This is a genomic window from Streptomyces sp. NPDC005931, assembly GCF_042871235.1.
Taxonomy (GTDB): Bacteria; Actinomycetota; Actinomycetes; order Streptomycetales; family Streptomycetaceae; genus Streptomyces.
The window spans coordinates 341,385-358,661 of the sequence record NZ_JBIAIG010000005.1 but is presented as its reverse complement, the minus strand read 5'-3'; the positions used below and the strand labels follow the sequence as shown (position 1 = coordinate 358,661).

The 17,277-nt window shown below is 74.7% G+C and carries 13 protein-coding genes and 1 pseudogene; 8 read left to right on the top strand and 6 right to left on the bottom strand.

Translation table 11 applies throughout. The features are described from left to right. Window positions 1–249: 249 nt before the first annotated feature. A complete protein-coding gene (locus ACFYOV_RS15805) occupies window positions 250–1,230 on the bottom strand; it encodes an EamA family transporter (protein WP_389087779.1) in 981 nt (326 codons plus the stop codon). A 136-nt stretch (window positions 1,231–1,366) separates the two neighbouring features. Here ACFYOV_RS15805 and ACFYOV_RS15800 point away from each other — a divergent pair, with 136 nt between their 5' ends. After that, the gene (locus ACFYOV_RS15800) at window positions 1,367–1,885 is read left to right on the top strand and encodes a MarR family winged helix-turn-helix transcriptional regulator (protein WP_389087777.1); all 519 of its coding nucleotides are present in this window, start codon (window positions 1,367–1,369) and stop codon (window positions 1,883–1,885) included. Window positions 1,886–1,988: 103 nt separating this feature from the next. Here ACFYOV_RS15800 and ACFYOV_RS15795 read toward each other — a convergent pair whose 3' ends face one another. Beyond that, a complete protein-coding gene (locus ACFYOV_RS15795) occupies window positions 1,989–3,431 on the bottom strand; it encodes an FAD-dependent monooxygenase (protein ID WP_389087774.1) in 1,443 nt (480 codons plus the stop codon). Between the two features lie 128 nt (window positions 3,432–3,559). On the opposite strand from ACFYOV_RS15795, the gene ACFYOV_RS15790 reads away from it, so the two are divergent. Next, window positions 3,560–4,222, top strand: coding sequence for a TetR family transcriptional regulator (locus ACFYOV_RS15790; protein ID WP_389087772.1), 663 nt, complete (start codon window positions 3,560–3,562; stop codon window positions 4,220–4,222). 148 nt (window positions 4,223–4,370) lie between these two features. Here the strand turns inward: ACFYOV_RS15790 and ACFYOV_RS15785 are convergent, their stop codons facing one another. The 3 genes and pseudogenes from ACFYOV_RS15785 to ACFYOV_RS15775 form a co-directional block, all read right to left on the bottom strand. Beyond that, window positions 4,371–4,646 (bottom strand): hypothetical protein, encoded by a 276-nt coding sequence (locus tag ACFYOV_RS15785; protein WP_389087769.1) that lies wholly within the window; start codon window positions 4,644–4,646, stop codon window positions 4,371–4,373. 345 nt (window positions 4,647–4,991) lie between these two features. Further along, the gene (gene malQ / locus ACFYOV_RS15780; protein WP_389087767.1) at window positions 4,992–7,088 is read right to left on the bottom strand and encodes a 4-alpha-glucanotransferase; all 2,097 of its coding nucleotides are present in this window, start codon (window positions 7,086–7,088) and stop codon (window positions 4,992–4,994) included. A gap of 168 nt (window positions 7,089–7,256) precedes the next feature. Next, window positions 7,257–7,487, bottom strand: a pseudogene (locus ACFYOV_RS15775) (hypothetical protein); the annotation flags it as partial. A gap of 247 nt (window positions 7,488–7,734) precedes the next feature. Here ACFYOV_RS15775 and ACFYOV_RS15770 point away from each other — a divergent pair. The 4 genes from ACFYOV_RS15770 (at window position 7,735) to ACFYOV_RS15755 (ending at window position 13,470) form a co-directional block, all read left to right on the top strand. After that, complete coding sequence (locus ACFYOV_RS15770; RefSeq protein WP_389087765.1) at window positions 7,735–10,764, top strand: beta-N-acetylglucosaminidase domain-containing protein; 3,030 nt, start codon at window positions 7,735–7,737, stop codon at window positions 10,762–10,764. Window positions 10,765–10,889: 125 nt separating this feature from the next. Then, window positions 10,890–11,423, top strand: a complete 534-nt coding sequence (locus tag ACFYOV_RS15765) for a PadR family transcriptional regulator (protein ID WP_389087762.1) — start codon at window positions 10,890–10,892, stop codon at window positions 11,421–11,423. Continuing rightward, window positions 11,420–12,130, top strand: coding sequence for an ABC transporter ATP-binding protein (locus tag ACFYOV_RS15760; RefSeq protein WP_389087760.1), 711 nt, complete (start codon window positions 11,420–11,422; stop codon window positions 12,128–12,130). Before ACFYOV_RS15765 ends, ACFYOV_RS15760 begins: the two co-directional genes overlap by 4 nt. Next, on the top strand, window positions 12,127–13,470 hold the full coding sequence (locus ACFYOV_RS15755) for an FtsX-like permease family protein (protein WP_389087758.1): 1,344 nt from the start codon (window positions 12,127–12,129) through the stop codon (window positions 13,468–13,470). The genes ACFYOV_RS15760 and ACFYOV_RS15755 overlap by 4 nt, the downstream gene beginning before the upstream one ends. Before the next feature lie 78 nt (window positions 13,471–13,548). Here ACFYOV_RS15755 and ACFYOV_RS15750 read toward each other — a convergent pair whose 3' ends face one another. Further along, window positions 13,549–14,085: an HNH endonuclease gene (locus ACFYOV_RS15750; protein WP_344642092.1), complete on the bottom strand. Its 537-nt coding sequence runs from the start codon at window positions 14,083–14,085 to the stop codon at window positions 13,549–13,551. Window positions 14,086–14,396: 311 nt separating this feature from the next. Here ACFYOV_RS15750 and ACFYOV_RS15745 point away from each other — a divergent pair, with 311 nt between their 5' ends. Both ACFYOV_RS15745 and ACFYOV_RS15740 read left to right on the top strand, forming a co-directional pair. Next, window positions 14,397–15,485 carry a mechanosensitive ion channel family protein gene (locus tag ACFYOV_RS15745; RefSeq protein WP_389087755.1) on the top strand — a complete coding sequence of 363 codons (1,089 nt, stop codon included), beginning with the start codon at window positions 14,397–14,399 and terminating at the stop codon, window positions 15,483–15,485. 405 nt (window positions 15,486–15,890) lie between these two features. Continuing rightward, window positions 15,891–17,270: a hypothetical protein gene (locus ACFYOV_RS15740; protein ID WP_389087753.1), complete on the top strand. Its 1,380-nt coding sequence runs from the start codon at window positions 15,891–15,893 to the stop codon at window positions 17,268–17,270. Window positions 17,271–17,277 lie beyond the last annotated feature (7 nt).

Sequence of the window (17,277 nt, the reverse complement as noted above, 5' to 3'; positions counted from 1 at the left end):
CTCGGCCGGCCCCGCGGCGTCCCGACGGGTCATCGGCGGTACGACCACCGCCGGGGGCCGGGGCCGGTTCGCCTTGGTCGCCACGGCCTCCGCGGGTGCCTGCGCGACCGGTCGGACCGTCGGCCGGCCGGCCCGCGGGCCGCGTCTGCAGCGTCAGCGGGTCGCCCGCCCGACCTCCGGCAGCGAGCGGCCGGCGGCCGGCGGCTGGCGACAGAAGCGGCAGGCGGCAGGCGGCAGGCGGCAGGATGCCTACCGGCGCAGTGCCGGGGCCGTGCGGTCCGGCACGTCCTCCCGGGCGTCGCGTTCCGTGGGACTGGACGACCCCAACGATGCGGCGGCGGAGGACGCGGGCCGCGCGGTGGCCCTGCGGCTGCGGGGAGCGATCTGCCCGGCCACCGTCGCCCCGAAGGCCAGCGCCATGCCCGCCAACTGCACCGGCGTCAGCGCCTGCCCCATCGCCACCCAGCCGACCACGGCCGCGGTCAACGGGGACAGCGGGCCGAGGAAGGTGACCTGGGTGGCGTTCAGCCGGCCGATGCCGCGGACCCAGAGCCAGTACCCGACCGCCGTGTTCCCCAGGGCCAGGTACAGGTATCCGCCGATCGCCCCGCCGTCCATCGCCGGCGGCGCGCCCTCGACCAGGAAGGCGACCGGTGCGACGAGCAGCCCTCCCGCGGTGAGCTGCCAGCCGGTCAGGGCGAGCGGGCCGACCCCCTCGGGCAGGCCCCAGCGCTTGGTGAGCACGGTGCCGGTGGACATGGACGCCGTGGAGGCGAGCGCCGCGAGCACGCCGACCGGGTCCAGCGCGCCGGTCGCCTTCAGGACCACGAGGCTGACGCCGAGGGCGGCCACCACCCCGGTGAGCACGGTGCGCACGGTCGGCCGCTGCCCCAGCAGCAACGCCGCGAGGCCGACCACGAACAGCGGCCCTACCGAGCCGACCGCCGCGGCCATGCCTCCGGGCAGCCGGTACGCGGAGAGGAACAGCAGCGGGAAGAACGCGCCGATGTTCAGCGCGCCGAGCACCGCCGCCCTCCCCCACCAGGCCCCGCGGGGCAGGACCCGGGCGAGGGCGAGCAGCAGCAGTCCGGCGGGCAGGGCACGCATCAGACCGGTGAACAGGGGGCGGTCGGCCGGGAGGAACTCGGTGGTGACCGCGTAGGTGGTGCCCCAGGAGACGGGGGCGAGCGCGGTCAGGGTGATGAGCGTGGCACGGTTCGCGACAGCCATGGTGGCGCACCCCTTGGAGTAGGTCGGCAGAAGTAGCTTAGCGCCAAGCAACTTAATCGCAAGCTACTTACTGTCGATCCACTTGTCGCCCAGCTACTTTCTTGCGGGTGACGGAACGGCGGCGGATACTCGCCGCATGAGTGCGACGAGTGCACGCTCCGAGCGGCGCAGGGACCCGGTCGACGCGATCATCGAGCAGTGGGCGGTGGTCCGGCCGGACCTGGACACCACCGCCATGGAGGTCTTCGGCCGCGTCTACCGCCTGTCCCGGGCGATGGGCGACCGGATGGAGAAGGCGTACGCCGGATACGGCATCTCCCGCGGCGAGTTCGACGTCCTGGCCACGCTGCGCCGCTCCGGCGAGCCCTACACCCTCTCGCCCCGCCGGCTGTCGGCCACGCTGATGCTCACCACCGGCGGGATGACGGGACGCCTCGACAAGCTGGAACGGGCGGGGCTGCTGCGTCGCTCCCCCGACCCGCACGACCGCCGGGGGCTCCAGGTCACGCTCACGGACCGGGGGCTCGACCTCATCGACGAGGCGGTCGGCGCGGGCCTCGCCGTCCAGGCCGAGGCACTGTCCGCCCTGAGCGAGGAACGGGCCGGGCAGCTGGCCGACCTGCTCCGCGATCTGCTGCTGGCCACCGAGGGGTAGCCGGGCCGCTCACCCCACGTCGGCGGCGAGAGCGCACCGAGGGACAGCGGGGCCGCTCACCCCACGTCGGCGGCGAGAGCGCACCGAGGGACAGCGGGGCCGCTCACCCCACGTGGGCGGCGAGCGCCGCCTCGACGGCGAGCGGCGCGGCGTCGTCCGACGCCCAGGCGACATACCCGTCGGGCCGCACCAGCAGGGTCGTACGGCGCTCCCCCTCCCAGCGCTCCACCGCCAGCCGGTCCTTGCGACCGCCCCCGTCGTCGTAGGGCTCCGGCGTGATCAGCACGAACCGCCTGCCGTTCAGGACCTGGTGCAGCCGTCCTCCGCCGGCCAGCGCCACGTCGGGGACGCGCAGGCCGGTCATGCGGTGCGCGCCGGAGGGGGCGGCGTAGCGGACGCCGATGCCCGTGACCTGGCCGACCGCCCGGCGGCGCACCGGGGCGACGTGCTGGACGACGGTCGCCACGGCCGCGCGCAGCGCCAGCGTCCAGGGGCGCCGGGCCATGGCGAGCCGGACGATGCCGCCGCTGCTGCGCAGCACCGCCCTGCCGACGGGGTGCCGTTCGGCCTGGTAGGTGTCGAGGAGGGAGTCGGGGGCGTGCCCGCCCAGCACCTGGGCGAGCTTCCAGCCGAGGTTGGCCGCGTCCTGCATGCCGGTGTTCATGCCCTGGCCGCCGGCCGGGGTGTGCACGTGCGCGGCGTCGCCGGCGAGGAAGACCCGCCCCACGCGGTAGGCGGGCGCCTGGCGTTCGTCGCTGTGGAAGCGGGACGTCCAGCGGGCGTCGTGCATCCCGAAGTCGCGGCCGAGGGCGAGCCGGGTGATCTCCTTGACCTCCTCCAGGCCCACGGGCCGGTCCTCGGGGATGTCGCGGCCCCGGTGCCAGGCGATGACCCGGTGGTAGCCGTCGCCGAACGGCGCGAGAAAGGCGAAGACGTCCCCGACGGCATTGACGGTGAGCGGCGTCTCGGGCTCCTCGGCGAGCCGCACGTCTGCGAGCACCACGGAGCGGATCACCGACCGCCCTGGAAACGGCAGCCCGACCGCGTTCCGCACGGCGCTGCGCATCCCGTCGGTGCCGACGGCGTACGCGGCCCGCAGTTCCTCCGGCTCCCCCGCGGGGCCGGTGACGCGCACGGTCACGCCGTCCGGGTCCTGCGTCAGGCCGGTCACCTGCGTCTCGTACCGGAAGTCCACCCCTGCTTCCGTGGCCCGTCGCAGCAGGACCTTCTCGACCTCGTACTGCGGGACGAGGAGGACGTGGTGGTAGCGGGAGGGAAGGGTGCTCAGGTCGAGGGAGAGCCGGTCGTACAGGCGCAGCCGGTCCAGCGGGCGGCCGACCGCCTCCAGCTCGTCGGCGAGGCCCCGGGAGTCGAGCTGCTCCAGAGTGCGGGCGTGCAGGACGAAGGCGCGGGAGAGGTTGCTGATCCGGCGCGGTCGCTTCTCGACGAGGGTGACGGGGACACCGGCGGTGGCGAGGTCCCCCGCCAGGAGCAGACCGGTGGGTCCGGCGCCGACGACGATGACGGAGCGGGTGGTGCCGTTCATCCGGGCCTCCTAAGAGTGGCCTACAGCTGTTGGCCAACAAGTGTTGACTTCGCTGACATCACCGTAGGCCGTTCGACCCAAGAGGTCAACAGTTGTTGGCCTACACATGTTGGCCTACACTCGTTGGCATGCCTGACAGCAAGCCGACAGCGCCCGGAGCCGGCCCACCGGCCGCGGCCTCGCCCCCGCCGCGGTCCGCGGCGCGGTCCGCGCCGCGCCCGCCGTCCTCGTCGGTGCGCCGCTCCGACGCCACCCGTGCCGCCATCCTCGACGCCGCGCGCGAGCGGTTCGCCGCCGACGGGTACGAGCGGGCGACCATCCGCGCCATCGCCAGGGACGCGGGGATCGACCCCTCGATGGTGATGCGCTACTACGGCAACAAGGAGGGCCTGTTCGCCGCGGCCGTCGCCGTCGATCTCCAGCTGCCCGACCTGGCCGGGCTGCCCCGGCAGGAGGCCGGCCGGGCCCTGGCGCGGCACTTCCTCGCCCTGTGGGAGGACAACGAGGTGCTCACCGCCCTGCTCCGGGTCGCCGCCACCAGCCGGGCCGGTGCCGAGCGGACGCAGGGCATCTTCCGGGACCAGATCCTCCCCGTCGTCGAGCGGGTCTGCCCCGACCCCGAGCAGGTCCCGGTGCGGGCCGCGCTCGTCACCTCCCAGCTGCTCGGGCTGGCGCTCACCCGGTACGTCCTGCGCCTGCCGCCCGCGGTCGACCTGGCCCGGGAGGAGATCGTGGCGTGGCTGGGGCCGACGCTCCAGCGCTATCTGACGGCACCGCATCCGGGCGTCTGAGCGTCGGGCCCTTCGGCCGGGACCGGCCCGGGCAGCACAGAGGGCGCCGTCCCCGGCGCACGCACGCGGCACGTGTGCCTGCGTACGGCGGGGGACGGCGCCCTCGGAAAACCGGGCGACCCGGGCGACCGCGCTCGCGGGAGCGGGTTCAGGCCTTGGAGTCGGCCTTGACGCGGATGTTGGAGCTGGTCGTGTCCTTCCGCTTGTGCGACTTGTCGCCGATCATCACCAGGCCGGCGATGACCACGAACAGCGCGATCGGAGCCACGACATAGAGGCCCAGGGTCTCGATGACGCTCAGGCCCGTGCCGGGGTCGTCACCGTCGTCGCGGTTGAGCGCGAGCGCGGGGGACGTCATGAGCAGCATCATCAGCGTCGTACCGGCTGCCAGGGCGCCGGCGCGCAGGGCGTTCTTCTTGTCCACGGTGCCCAAGGTAGCGAACGCCGGTGGCGAGCGCGCGGCCGGGGTGGCGTACACGGCCCCGCGCCGCCGCGGCCGTCACGGGCCGCCGCCCCGGAGTCGGCCCCCGCTGCCGGCCCGGACGGCCCGGCACCTCGGTCGCGGACGGGCGGGGCGTGCCGCCGGCGGGGTCGGGGCAGGGATGCCGCCGGGGTCCCCAAGCAGGCCCGGTCGTCGGAGGTGCCACGCAGGCGTCGCCACCAGCATTCCCACACAGGCCCCGGTCGCCGGACTGCCACGCAGGCCCGCCACCGGGGTTGCCGCGCAGGCCGCCACCGCCGTTCCCGCGCACACCCGCCACCGGCGGCCCTAGACGGCACCGCCACCGGAGTCCCCGCGCAGGACTCCGAGCAGCGCACGCAGTCTCGGTGACGCCGCCAGGTCCTCCAGCGTCACCGGCCGTCCCCGCGCGTCGGCGATCGGCAGGCGCCAGTTCGGGTACTGGTCCCAGGTGCCGGGGAGGTTCTGCGGGCGCCGGTCGCCGACGCCGTCGGGGAGCCAGACGCCGATCATGCGGGCCGGGGTGCGCAGCAGATAGCGGTGGACGGCCTGGATCTCGGCCTCTTCCGACGACGCGTCGGTGCCGCCGCCCGTGCCCTCCAGCAGGCCGAGCCGGGACAGCAGCTCCAGCCACTCCCCGGTGTCGGCGGCGGCCTCCGCGCGCTCCTCGGGCAGGGGGCGGGTGAGCAGCCCGAGCCTGTCGCGGAGGTCGACGTGTTCGCCGGTGAGGCGGGACGCGGTGGGCGGCAGGTCGTGGGTGGTGGCGGTGGCGAGGCAGTCGGCGCGCCATTCCTCCGGCGGCAGCGGCCTGCCGTCGCCCGCCCAGTCCCGCTCGAACCACAGCACGGAGGTGCCGTGGACGCCACGGGCGCGCAGCGTCTCGCGCACCCCGGGCTCGACGGTGCCCAGGTCCTCGCCGATCACCAGCGCACCGGCCCGGGAGGCCTCCAGCACGAGCACGGCGAGCATGGCCTCGGCGTCGTAGCGGACGTAGGTGCCCTCGGTGGGCGGATGGCCCTGGGGGACCCACCACAGCCGGAACAGTCCCATCACGTGGTCGATGCGCAGGGCGCCGGTGTACCGGAAGAGGGCCTTGAGCAGGGCACGGAAGGGCTCGTAGCCGGAGGCGGCGAGCCGGTCGGGGCGCCAGGGCGGCAGGCCCCAGTCCTGGCCGCGCGCGTTGAAGGCGTCCGGTGGGGCGCCGATCGACATCCCGGCGGCGAAGTGGTCCTGCTGGGCCCAGGCGTCGGCGCCGCCCGGGTGGACCCCGACGGCGAGGTCGTGGACGATCCCCACCGGCATCCCGGCCTCCCGCGCGGTGCGCTGGGCGGCGGTGAGCTGGGCGTCGGTGAGCCAGGCGAGGCGGGAGTGGAAGTCGACGCGGTCCAGCAGCTCGCGGCGGGCGTGGGCGGTCTCGGTGGAGCGCGGGTCGCGCAGTCCGGCGGGCCAGCGGTGCCAGTCGGAGCCGTGCACCTCGGCGAGCGCGCACCAGGTGGCGTGGTCCTCCAGGGCCTGGCCCTGTTCGGCGAGGAAGTCGCAGTAGGCGGCGTGCCGGCCGGGCCCGAGCGGCACGTCCCGCATCAGTTCCAGCGCCTCCCGCTTGGCCTCCCACACCGCGTCCCGGTCGATCAGCCCGCCCTTGTCCAGCACGGCCTCGCGCAGCCGTGCGGCCCGCTCCCGCAGGGCCCGCACGCGGGCGTGGTCGTCGACGTACGCGAACTCGGGGACGTCCTCGACGCGCAGGTGGACGGGGTCGGGGAAGCGGCGGGAGGAGGGGCGGTAGGGGGAGGGGTCGGTGGGGGTGCCGGGGACGGCCGCGTGCAGGGGGTTGACCTGCACGAATCCGGCACCGAGGGAGCGCCCGGCCCAGTCGGCGAGTTCACGCAGGTCACCGAGGTCGCCCATGCCCCAGGAGGTGCGGGACAGCAGCGAGTAGAGCTGCACCAGGAGGCCGTAGGCGCGTCCGGGGGCCGCGGGCAGCCGGGGCGGGGCGACGATCAGGTGGGCCCGCGCGGTGCGGCCGTCCGGGGCGGTGGCGGTGACGTCGTGCACGCCGGGCGGGAGGTGGTCGGCCGAGGCGCGGGTCTCGCCCTGCTCGGTGCGGACGCGCAGCCGGGTGCCGTCGGGGAGCGCGGCGAGCGCGGCCGGTGGGTCGGTGCCCCAGGAGACCACGGTGGGCGGCAGCAGGCGCTCGCCCAGTTCCCGCTCGCGGGCGGTGAGCGCGTCACGGACGGCCTGCGGGGTGCCGGCGTCCACACCGAGGGCGGCGAGGGCGAGGGTGACGGCGGTGGCCGAGGCGGCGACCGTCCGGTCCGGGGAGGGGCTGTAGGAGGTGGCCACGCCGTACAGGGCGGCGAGCCGTGACAGGTCCTCGGAAGGGGGCTCGGCCGGCCCTGGCGCGCTCACTTAGTGCTCCGGGCGGTACTGGGCCGGGAAGGCGTCGAGGCCGGGAGGGACCGTAAGACCGGAGGGGTCGCCGTCCGTCGGACCGGAGGGTCCGGCGGCGACGAGGCCGGAGGGGTCGGTGTCCAGGAGGCCAGAGGGGTCGGTGTCCAGGAGGCCGGACGGGTCCGTGAGACCGGAGGCGTCGGCGAAGGCGTCGGATTCGCTGGTCAGCGCGGCGTCGGCGAGCGGGGGCTCGCTCGTGAGGGGTTCGGTGTCGGGCAGCGGGGGCTCGCTGGTGAGCGGGATCTCGGCGCACGTCCCTTCCGCGCCGAAGGCGCACAGGTGGGTGCCGGTGTCGGCGGACGGGTCCGCCGCGGGTTTGGACAGGGCGGGGGACGGGACGTATGCCGGTGCAGCCACGGGTGGCCTCCTCGTCGAACATCGCTTGGGGTTGTCGCAGCCCTACCCAGCGAGCGCGAAGCCAGACGCACGAAGACGGACAACGTGCTCCTGTTCACATTCTCTTCCCGTTCCTCGGCGCCCGGTAGGACAAACTCGGCACAACGGCCACTGTCATTGACACGTTCACCGCAGAAATGGTGGGCTCGACACCACTCGACAACGTCTCCGCAACGAATCGGACACGGTAGGGCATGAGGAGGGGCCTGTGCAGCCGCGCCGCGGGAAGAGGGCGGCCGTCCTCGCGTTCGCCGTCGTCGCCGGAACCCTGGGCTCGATGCCCGCCGCCGTCGCGGCGCCACCGGACCCCGGTACGACCACGTCACCCGGACCCGGTACGACCACGTCACCCGCCCCGGGGACGACCGCCGCACCCGCTCCGGGGGCGGTCGAGGAGGCGGGCCCGTCGCTCTGGCCGCGTCCCCAGTCCCTGCGCGCGGGCGGCGCCCCGGTGGCGGTGACCGAAGAGGTCGCGCTGATCACGGACGCCACGGTCGACCGGTACACGCTCGACGCCCTGCGCACACTGCTGCGGGAGGCCGGGGCGCGCCGGTTCACCGCCCCCGGCGCACCGAAGCCCAGGGGGGCGCTCGAAGTGCGCCTGGGGGCGGAACCACCCACCGACGACCCCCAGCGCGCCCTCCCCGCCGGCGGCTACACGCTGACCACCGGCCGGGGCGCGGTCTCCCTGACCGGCGCCGGCGAGGACGGTCTGTTCCACGCCGTGCAGACGCTGCGCCGGCTGCTGCGCGCCGACGGAACCTTCGCCGCGGCGGCGGTGCGGGACTGGCCGGGCACCGCCGTGCGGGGCGTCACCGAGGGTTTCTACGGCACGCCGTGGACGCACCGGCAACGGCTGGAGCACCTGGACTTCATGGGCCGCACCAAGCAGAACCGGTACCTGTACGCGCCCGGCGACGACCTCTACCGTCAGGCACGCTGGCGCGAGCCGTACCCGGCCGGGCGGCAGGCGGAGTTCCGGGAGCTGGCGGAGCGGGCCCGGCGCAACCACGTCACGCTCGGCTGGGCGGTGGCCCCCGGCCAGGCGATGTGCTTCTCCTCGGACGACGACCTGCGGGCACTGGTCCGCAAGCTCGACGCGATGCGGGCGCTGGGCTTCGACGCCTTCCAGCTCCAGTTCCAGGACGTCAGCTACAGCGAGTGGCACTGCGGGGCGGACGCCGAGCGCTTCGGCTCGGGCCCGGAGGCGGCCGCCCGCGCCCAGGCGCACGTGGCGAACGCCGTGGCGCGTCACCTGACGGCGCGTCCCCCCGGGGCGCCCGCCCTGTCTTTGATGCCCACGGAGTTCTACGAGGACGGCTCGACGCCGTACCGGCGGGCCCTGGCCGAGGCGCTGGACGCGGGCGTCGAGGTGGCGTGGACGGGGGTCGGGGTGGTCCCGCGCACCATCACGGGGAGCGAAGTGGCCCGAGCGCGCGAGGTGTTCGGACACCCACTCGTGACGATGGACAACTACCCGGTCAACGACTACGCCCCCGGCCGGATCTTCCTCGGCCCCTATCAGGGCCGCGAACCGGCGGTCGCCGCCGGTTCGGCCGCACTGCTCGCCAACGCGATGGAGCAGCCGGAGGCCTCCCGCATCCCGCTGTTCACCGCCGCGGACTTCGCCTGGAACCCGCGGAACTACCACCCGGAGGAGTCCTGGCGGGCCGCGATCGCCGACCTCGCCGGCGGTGACGCCCGGCGCGAGGAGGCGCTGGCGGCGCTCGCGGGGAACGACGCGTCGTCGGTGCTCGGCGGCGAGGAGTCGGCGTATCTGCGCCCCCTGCTGGAGGAGTTCTGGCGGGCCCGGACGGCCGCGCGGGGCACGGGCGGGACGGCTGCGGCCACCCGGCTGCGCGACGCCTTCGCGGTTCTGCGGGACCTGCCGGGCCGCCTGTCCGGCACACCGCTCGCCGTCGAGGTCGCCCCCTGGGCCGCGCAACTGGCCCGCTACGGCGGCGCCGGCACGACCGCGCTGGACATGCTGCGCGCCCAGCAGGCCGGGGACGCGGGCGCCGCCTGGACGGCGTACCGCAGGCTCGGTGAGCAGCGGGCGCGGCTGAAGCCGTCCCGGGTGACGGTCGGCGAGGGCGTGCTGGACCCGTTCCTGAGCCGCGCGCAGAAGGCGTACGAGGCGTGGGCGGGCGTCGACCGCGAGCCCCCCGCGGCCCCCGGCGCGGCGACGGACGACCCCACGCTCCGTCTGCCGCGCCCCCGTGCCCTCACCGCCGTGACGGTCCTGACCGACCCCGCCACCCGGGGCACCGTCGAGGCGCACGTCCCCGGCAGGGGCTGGCAGGCCCTGGGCCCCCTGTCGTCCACGGGGGCGACGGAACTGGCCGTACCCGGAGCACCGCCCGCGCCGGAAGCCCCCGGCGCCGGTGACCGGAAGGCCGGCGGGCGGGGCGGGGCAGCCGATGGCAGGCGCCCGGAGGCCGGACCCGCCCTCGGCCCGGTCGACGCCCTGCGCGTCACCGGCACGGACGACCCCGCCCGGGTCCGCCATCTCGTCCCCTGGTTCGCGGACTCCCCCGCCACCTCGCTCGAGCTGCCGGACGGCGACCGCGCGGACGCCGACATCGGCGGGACCCGGCGGCTCACGCTCACCCTCGGGTCGCAGCGCCCCGCGGAGCTGCGCGGCCGGGTGACCGCCGAGGCGCCGAAGGGCGTCCGGGTCCGGGTGCCGAAGGACCCGGTGACGGTCCCGCGCGGTACGCCGGTGGAGGTGCCGGTCGAGGTGAGCGTGGCGCCGGGGACGCCGTCACGGCCGTACGAGGTCCGGCTCGGCTTCGGCGGGACGACCCGCACGCTCACGGTGTACGCCGTGCCCCGCACCGCCGGACCCGACCTGGCCCGCACCGGCCGGGCGAGCTCCTCGGCCGACGAGACCCCGGACTTCCCCGCGTCGGCCGCCGGCGACGGCGACCCCACGACCCGCTGGTCGTCCCCGGCCGAGGACGACGCCTGGTGGCAGGTGGAGCTGGAGCGCCCGGTGCGGCTGGGCCGCGTCGCCCTGCACTGGCAGGACGCCCACCCGTCGGCGTACCGCGTCGAGGTCTCGGCGGACGGCCGCGACTGGCGCACCGCGGCGACGGTGCGCGGCGCCCGCGGCGGCCGGGAGACGCTGCGGATGGACGAACCCGGCGTCCGCCACGTCCGCGTCCAGGGCGAGAAGCGGGCGACGCGCTTCGGCTACTCGCTGTGGTCGGTGGAGGCGTACGCGGTCGCGGAGTGAGCCATCGCGTGCCCGTGTAAACGCGTGAGGCGTGCACCCGGGCCCGCGTGCGTCCATGAGCGTATGGAACGACCTCTTTGGTGATCGCTATTCACTCAGTACATGTACGTGGTGCATAATGCGGCATGAGCATCCGTCACATCCTGCTGGGTCTGCTCGCGTCGGGACCGAGCCACGGCTACGACCTGAAGCGACGCCACGACGAGCGCTTCCCGCAGGCCCGCCCGCTGGCCTACGGGCAGGTGTACACGACGTTGCAGCGCCTGGTGCGGGACGGTCTCGCCGAGATCGACGGCACGGACTCGGACGGCGGCCCGGAGCGGACGACGTACCGCTCGACGGACGAGGGGACAGGTGAACTGTCCCGCTGGGCCGGGGAGACCGCCCCGCCCGCACCGTTCGTGACGAACGAGATCTTCGCCAAGGTCGTCGTGTCGATCCTTTCCGGGGGCGACCCGGCCGCCTACCTGCGGGCCCAGCGCGCCGCCCACATGGAGCGGATGCGCGAGCTCACCGCGGTCAAGACCGCGAAGGGCGCCGACCTGGCAACCGTGCTCTCGGCGGACTACGCCCTCAACCACCTCGACGCCGACCTCCGCTGGATGCACACCACGGCGGCCCGGCTCACCACCCTGACCGCGGAGGTCGACACAGCATGAACAAGGCAGCCCCCGGGGAACCGCTCCTCGTGGCCCGTGATCTGGTCAAGACGCACGGCAGGACACCCGCCCTGCGCGGCGCGTCGCTCGACCTGCTGACCGGCGAGGTGCTCGCGGTGACCGGCGCCAGCGGCAGTGGCAAGTCGACGCTGCTGCACTGCCTGGCGGGCATCGTCCGCCCGGACAGGGGTTCCGTCACGTACCGCGGGCAGCGGCTCGACCAGCTGCCGGAGAAGCGGCTGAGCATGCTGCGCCGCACCGACTTCGGTGTGGTCTTCCAGTTCGGTCAGCTCATCCCGGAGCTGACGGCACTGGACAACGTCGCGCTGCCGCTGCTGCTGGCCGGTGCGTCCCGGTCCCGGGCGCACGAGCGGGCCGGGGAGTGGCTGGAGCGGTTCGGGGTGCGGGGCCAGGAGGGGCTGCGCCCCGGCGAGATGAGCGGTGGCCAGGCCCAGCGGACCGCCCTGGCCCGGGCCCTGGTGACAGGCCCGAAGGTGGTGTTCGCGGACGAGCCGACGGGCGCACTGGACTCCCTGGCGGCCGAGCAGGCGATGACGGCCCTGGCGCACACGGCCCGCGAGTCGGGCACTGCCGTTCTGCTGATCACGCACGACGCCCAGACGGCGGCCTACGCGGACCGTGAGGTGTCGTTGCGCGACGGCACCGTCGTGGCCGAGGACGCGACGGTCGTGGAGGTGACGCGGTGACGGCGGACCTGAGGCTGGCCTGGCACCTGGTGCGCGGATCCGACCGCCACGAGTGGTGGCGGATCGCGCTCACCGGCGTCGGCGCGCTCCTGGCGAGCGCACTGGCCCTGGCGGCGGTCGTGCTCGGGTCGCTGCGCGGGCACCACGCGATCCCGGTCGCCGACGGCCTGCTGAACAGTCCCGGCGAGCGGGCGGGCACGGTCGCCGCGCTGCTGCTCCTGCTGATCCCCGTGCTCGGCTTCGTCGGCCAGGGCGCCCGTCTCGGCGCGGTGCACCGGGACCGGCGGCTCGCCGGGCTGCGGCTGGCCGGCGCCACGCCCTGGCAGGTGCGGCGGATCGCCGCGGCCGAGACCGGGCTGACCTGTCTTGCCGGGTCGGCGGTCGCCACCCTGTCCTGCCTCCTGCTGGTGGTCCGTTTGTGGGACCACCCGTCGACGTGGGCCTGGGCGGGGATCGCCGCGGTGGCGGTGGCGGTGCCGGTGGCCGGCGCGCTGGTCGGCGCGCTGACGCTGCGCCGGGTGGTCGCCTCGCCGCTGGGCACGGTGCGCCGAACACGGCCGAGGAGCCGCCCCGGGCTGCTGTTCCTCGGTGCGGTGGCGCTGTTCCTGGGCGCGCTGTTCGCCTCGTACCTCAGTCTGGACCGCCGCCCCGGCACCGTGCCCACGGGGCCCGTGCTGGTCGTCTCGGTCCTCGCGCTGACCGGGGCGGGCGCACTGTGGCTGGTCGGCACGACCTCCCGGCTGACGGGCCGGCTGCTGGCCGCCCGCACCGGCGACCCGGCCGTCCTCATCGCGGCGGAACGGCTGCGTGACGACCCGTGGGCGGCGGCCCGCACCCACACGGCCGTGCTACTGGTGACGGTCGTGGGCACCGGCTTCGTCGGCATCCGGCACGTCATGCTCCAGGTGCTGGACTCCGGCAAGCACCTGGCGGAGGACCGGTCCTTCTACACCACCGGGCTCGACCTGACCGCCGCGGCCATCGGCGCCGCCTTCCTGATCACCCTGTCGGGGCTGGCCGTGGGCACCGCCGAGTCGCTGGTCACCCGCCGCCGCACGCTCGCCGCACAGGTCGCCGCCGGGGTGCCGCGGGCGGTGCTCGGCCGGGCGCTGCTGCTCGAGACCGCCCTGCCGCTGGCGCCGTCCGTCCTGGTCGCGGGCGTCGGCGGGGCAGCGATCGGCACGGGCTACGCCTCGCTCGCCGAGGGCGGCGGCTGGTCGGTGCCGTGGGCGGCGCTGCTGGTGCCGGTGGCCGTGTACGGGGTCTGTCTGCTGGCCACCGCCACCGCGCTGCCCCTGCTCGGCCGCGCGGTCCGCCCGGCGGAGCTGCGGTACGTCTGAGGCGGCCTCCCCGGGGGAACGGGGGTTCCCCGGGGACGGTCGCCCGGTCGTCCGCCCATACGAAGGCCCGGATCGTCGTCAGGCGGAAATGCCGTCGATCCGGGCCAGGGCGTCGTCCGCGCCGTACGGCTGCAAGTACGGCAGCCAGCGCGGGTCCCTATGGCCGGTGCCGATGATGCGCCAGGCCAGGCCGGTGGGCGGGGCGGGTTTGTGGCGCAGGCGCCAGCCCAGCTCGAACAGGTGACGGTCGGCCTTCACGTGGTTGCAGCGGCGGCACGAGGCCACCACGTTGTCCCAGACGTGCTTGCCCCCGCGGCTGCGCGGGACGACGTGGTCGACGCTGGTTGCGACGCCACCGCAGTACATGCACCGGCCCCCGTCGCGGGCGAACAGCGCCCGGCGGGTCAGAGGTACGGGCCCCCGGTAGGGAACCCGCACGAATCGCTTGAGCCGGACCACGCTGGGTGCGGGGACTGTGACGGTCGCGCTGTGCAGATAGGCGCCGGACTCCTCGAGGCATACGGCCTTGTTCTCGAGGACGAGGACGAGCGCGCGGCGGAGCGGTACGACGCCGAGCGGCTCGTACGACGCGTTGAGGACCAGGACATGCGGCACGGATGCCTCCTTGTACGCCGGCGGCGCGTGGCTCGCGCCGGGACGATTTCGTAGTCAGTCTCCCCTCATGCCTGGTGGAAGCGCCACCATGTGCCGGTAACGGGCTGGGAGTGTTTTCGACCACATCCAGAAGCATCCCCAGGATCATGGCCTGTTCAAGCCCGGGTGAGGGCCGTCTCTTCTTCACACATCCGGCCGATCCCCCCACAATGCCCCGTTAGTGTGGTGGTTCTGCCCGCGCCGGTGACCTTTCCGTGACCTGTCCGACCCGACCGCCGCACGGGGCAGACGTGCACCTGGAGGTACCTCTCGTGTCCTTGTCCGCCGTCTCACTGGCCGACGGCCCCTCACCGACACCCTCGCAGTCCCAGACACCGGTGGTCCCCTCGCTCCAGGACGCCCAGGAGACGGCCACCGACGCGGCCGGCTGGGTGGAGCAGAACTGGTCGACGTGGCTCGCGATCGGCCTCAGGGTCCTGCTGATCGTGGTGATCGCGGCGGTGCTGAGAGTGGTGCTGCGGCGGGCGATCACCAAGCTGATCGACCGCATGTCCCGCACCGGCCAGGCCGTGGACGGCTCCTCGCTCGGCGGTCTGCTGGTCAACGCCGAGCGGCGGCGCCAGCGGTCCCAGGCGATCGGCTCGGTGCTGCGCTCGGTGGCCTCGTTCCTGATCCTGGGCACGGCCGCGCTGATGGTGCTGGGCACCTTCCAGATCAATCTGGCGCCGCTGCTGGCCTCGGCCGGTGTCGCCGGTGTGGCGATCGGTTTCGGCGCGCGCAACCTGGTGACGGACTTCCTCTCCGGGGTCTTCATGATCCTGGAGGACCAGTACGGCGTCGGCGACACCATCGACGCGGGCGTCGCCTCCGGCGAGGTGATCGAGGTCGGCCTGCGCGTGACCAAGCTGCGCGGTGACAACGGCGAGATCTGGTACGTGCGCAACGGCGAGGTCAAGCGCATCGGCAACCTCTCCCAGGGCTGGGCGACGGCCAACGTGGACGTCACCGTCCGCGCGGAGGAGGACCTGGACCGGGTGAAGGCCACGCTCGTCGAGGTCGCCGAGAAGACGGGCAAGGAGGAGCCCTGGAACGAGCTCCTGTGGAGCCCGATCGAGGTGCTGGGCCTTGATTCGGTGCTGCTGGACTCGATGGTGGTCCGCGTCTCGGCGAAGACCATGCCCGGCAAGTCCCTCACCGTGGAGCGCGAACTGCGCTGGCGCATCAAGCGCGCCTTCGACGCGGCCGACATCCGCATCGTGGGCGGCGCCACGGCCACGGAGGACGTGGAGGCCGCCCCGGACCCCACGGCGGGCGTCGCGCCCCCCTCGGCCTACGCGAGCACGGGCTCCCCGCAGTCGATGGCCGCGTCCCCGCTGACCCCGCCGAGCACCACGAAGTAGCCGGCGCCGCCGACGGCCGGCGCAAGAGGGCGGCAACCGGAAACCCCGGGTGCCGCCCTCTCGCCGGTTGGGTGCGCCCTCTCGCCCGTTGGGTGCGCCCTCTCGCCGGTTGGGTGCGCCCTCTCGCCCGTTCCCCCCTCGCGCGGCGTCCCGCCCCGTCCGGGGCCTGCGCACCGGGCCCTCACCTCCACCCGACCCGCGTCGGCGCCGGCGCCACCGGCACGGGAGCGCCGACCCCCACCGAGTCCGCACCGGGGAACCGAACAGATACTCCCCGCGTGTTCCTGAGGGGGTAGCGCTCAGGGGGTAGTGCTGCAATCGCATCAAGATCGCGCCAAGCCCGGTGCGAAGGTCGCCCCCGGCAGCGATACTTGCCGCGACGGATGACCATGGGGGAGGTCAGCAGTGACACACACGCCGGGCAGCCTGGCAGCACCACCGGACCCCACGCCGTCCACCCCGCCCTCCCCCCGCCGCACCGCCTTCGCCGAGGGCGTCGACCGCCTCCGCGCCGCCGCCACCACGGAACCCGGCCGTCTGCGCATCATCGGCGCCGTCCTCGCCCTCCTCGTCGTCGCCTTCGGCGCCGTCACCGCCTGGCAGATGACCGACCGGGCCGCGGCCGCCGACGACGTCCTCACCAGCAGCCAGCCCCTCAGCTCGGACGCCGCCGACATCTACCGCTCCCTCGCGGACGCCAACACGGCCGCCTCCAGCGGCTTCCTGGCCGGCGGCCACGAGTCCGCCGCGACCCGCGAGCGCTACGAGAAGGACATCCGCACCGCGGCCGCCAAACTCGTCAACGCCGCCGCCAACTCCGACCCGGGCTCCCCCTCCGCGGCGACGATCACGAAGCTCAACCGCCTGCTCCCCGAGTACAAGGGCCTGGTGGAGCGCGCCCGCACCTACAACCGCCAGGGCTTCCCCGTCGGCGGCGCCTATCTGCGGTACGCGAACGAGAAGATGCAGAACGAGATGCTCCCGGCGGCGGAGGACCTCTACGCCAAGGAGAAGCAGCGCCTCCAGTCGGACTACGCGGACGCGACGCCGTACCCCTGGGCCGCCCTCGCCCTCGGCGTCGTGGCACTGGCCGCCCTCGCCTGGGCCCAGCGCCGCACCTACCTGCGCACCCACCGGGTGCTGAACCACGGCCTCGTCGCGGCGACGGCGGCGGCCACGGTCGTCCTGCTGTGGCTGGTCGTCGGCCACAGCGTCGCCCGCGCCGGCCTCGACGAGTCCCGCGACCAGGGCGTCCGCTCACTGAACGTCCTGCACGACGCCCGTATCGCCTCGCTGAGGGCGCGCGGCAACGAGAACCTGACGCTCGTGGCGCGCGGCGCGGAGACGAAGAAGGTCGGCGAGGACACCTTCGACGCCTACGACCACGCCTTCGAGCGGGACATAAGCACCCTCGGCCAGGGCCTGGAACGGGCCCGCGAGCTGGCCGACGACGACTCCGGCGCGAAGCCGGTCACCGCGGCGGTGGCCAACATGACGGAGTGGAAGAAGCGCCACGGGGCCGCCCGTGAGCAGGACGAGAACGGCAACTACCAGCAGGCGCTGGACATGGTGATCGGCGCGAAGGGCGCCACCGGCGAGTGCTTCGACAGCGTCGACAAGAACCTGGCGGACGCGCTGACCCACGAGCAGGCGGAGTTCAGGGCGGCAGCCGGTGACGGCCGGGACGCGCTGACCGGCCTGCCGGTGGGCGCGGCCGTCCTGGCGGTCCTGGGTGCGGCCGGCGCGCTGCTGGGCATCGGCCGCAGGCTGTCGGAGTACCGGTGAGAGGGGG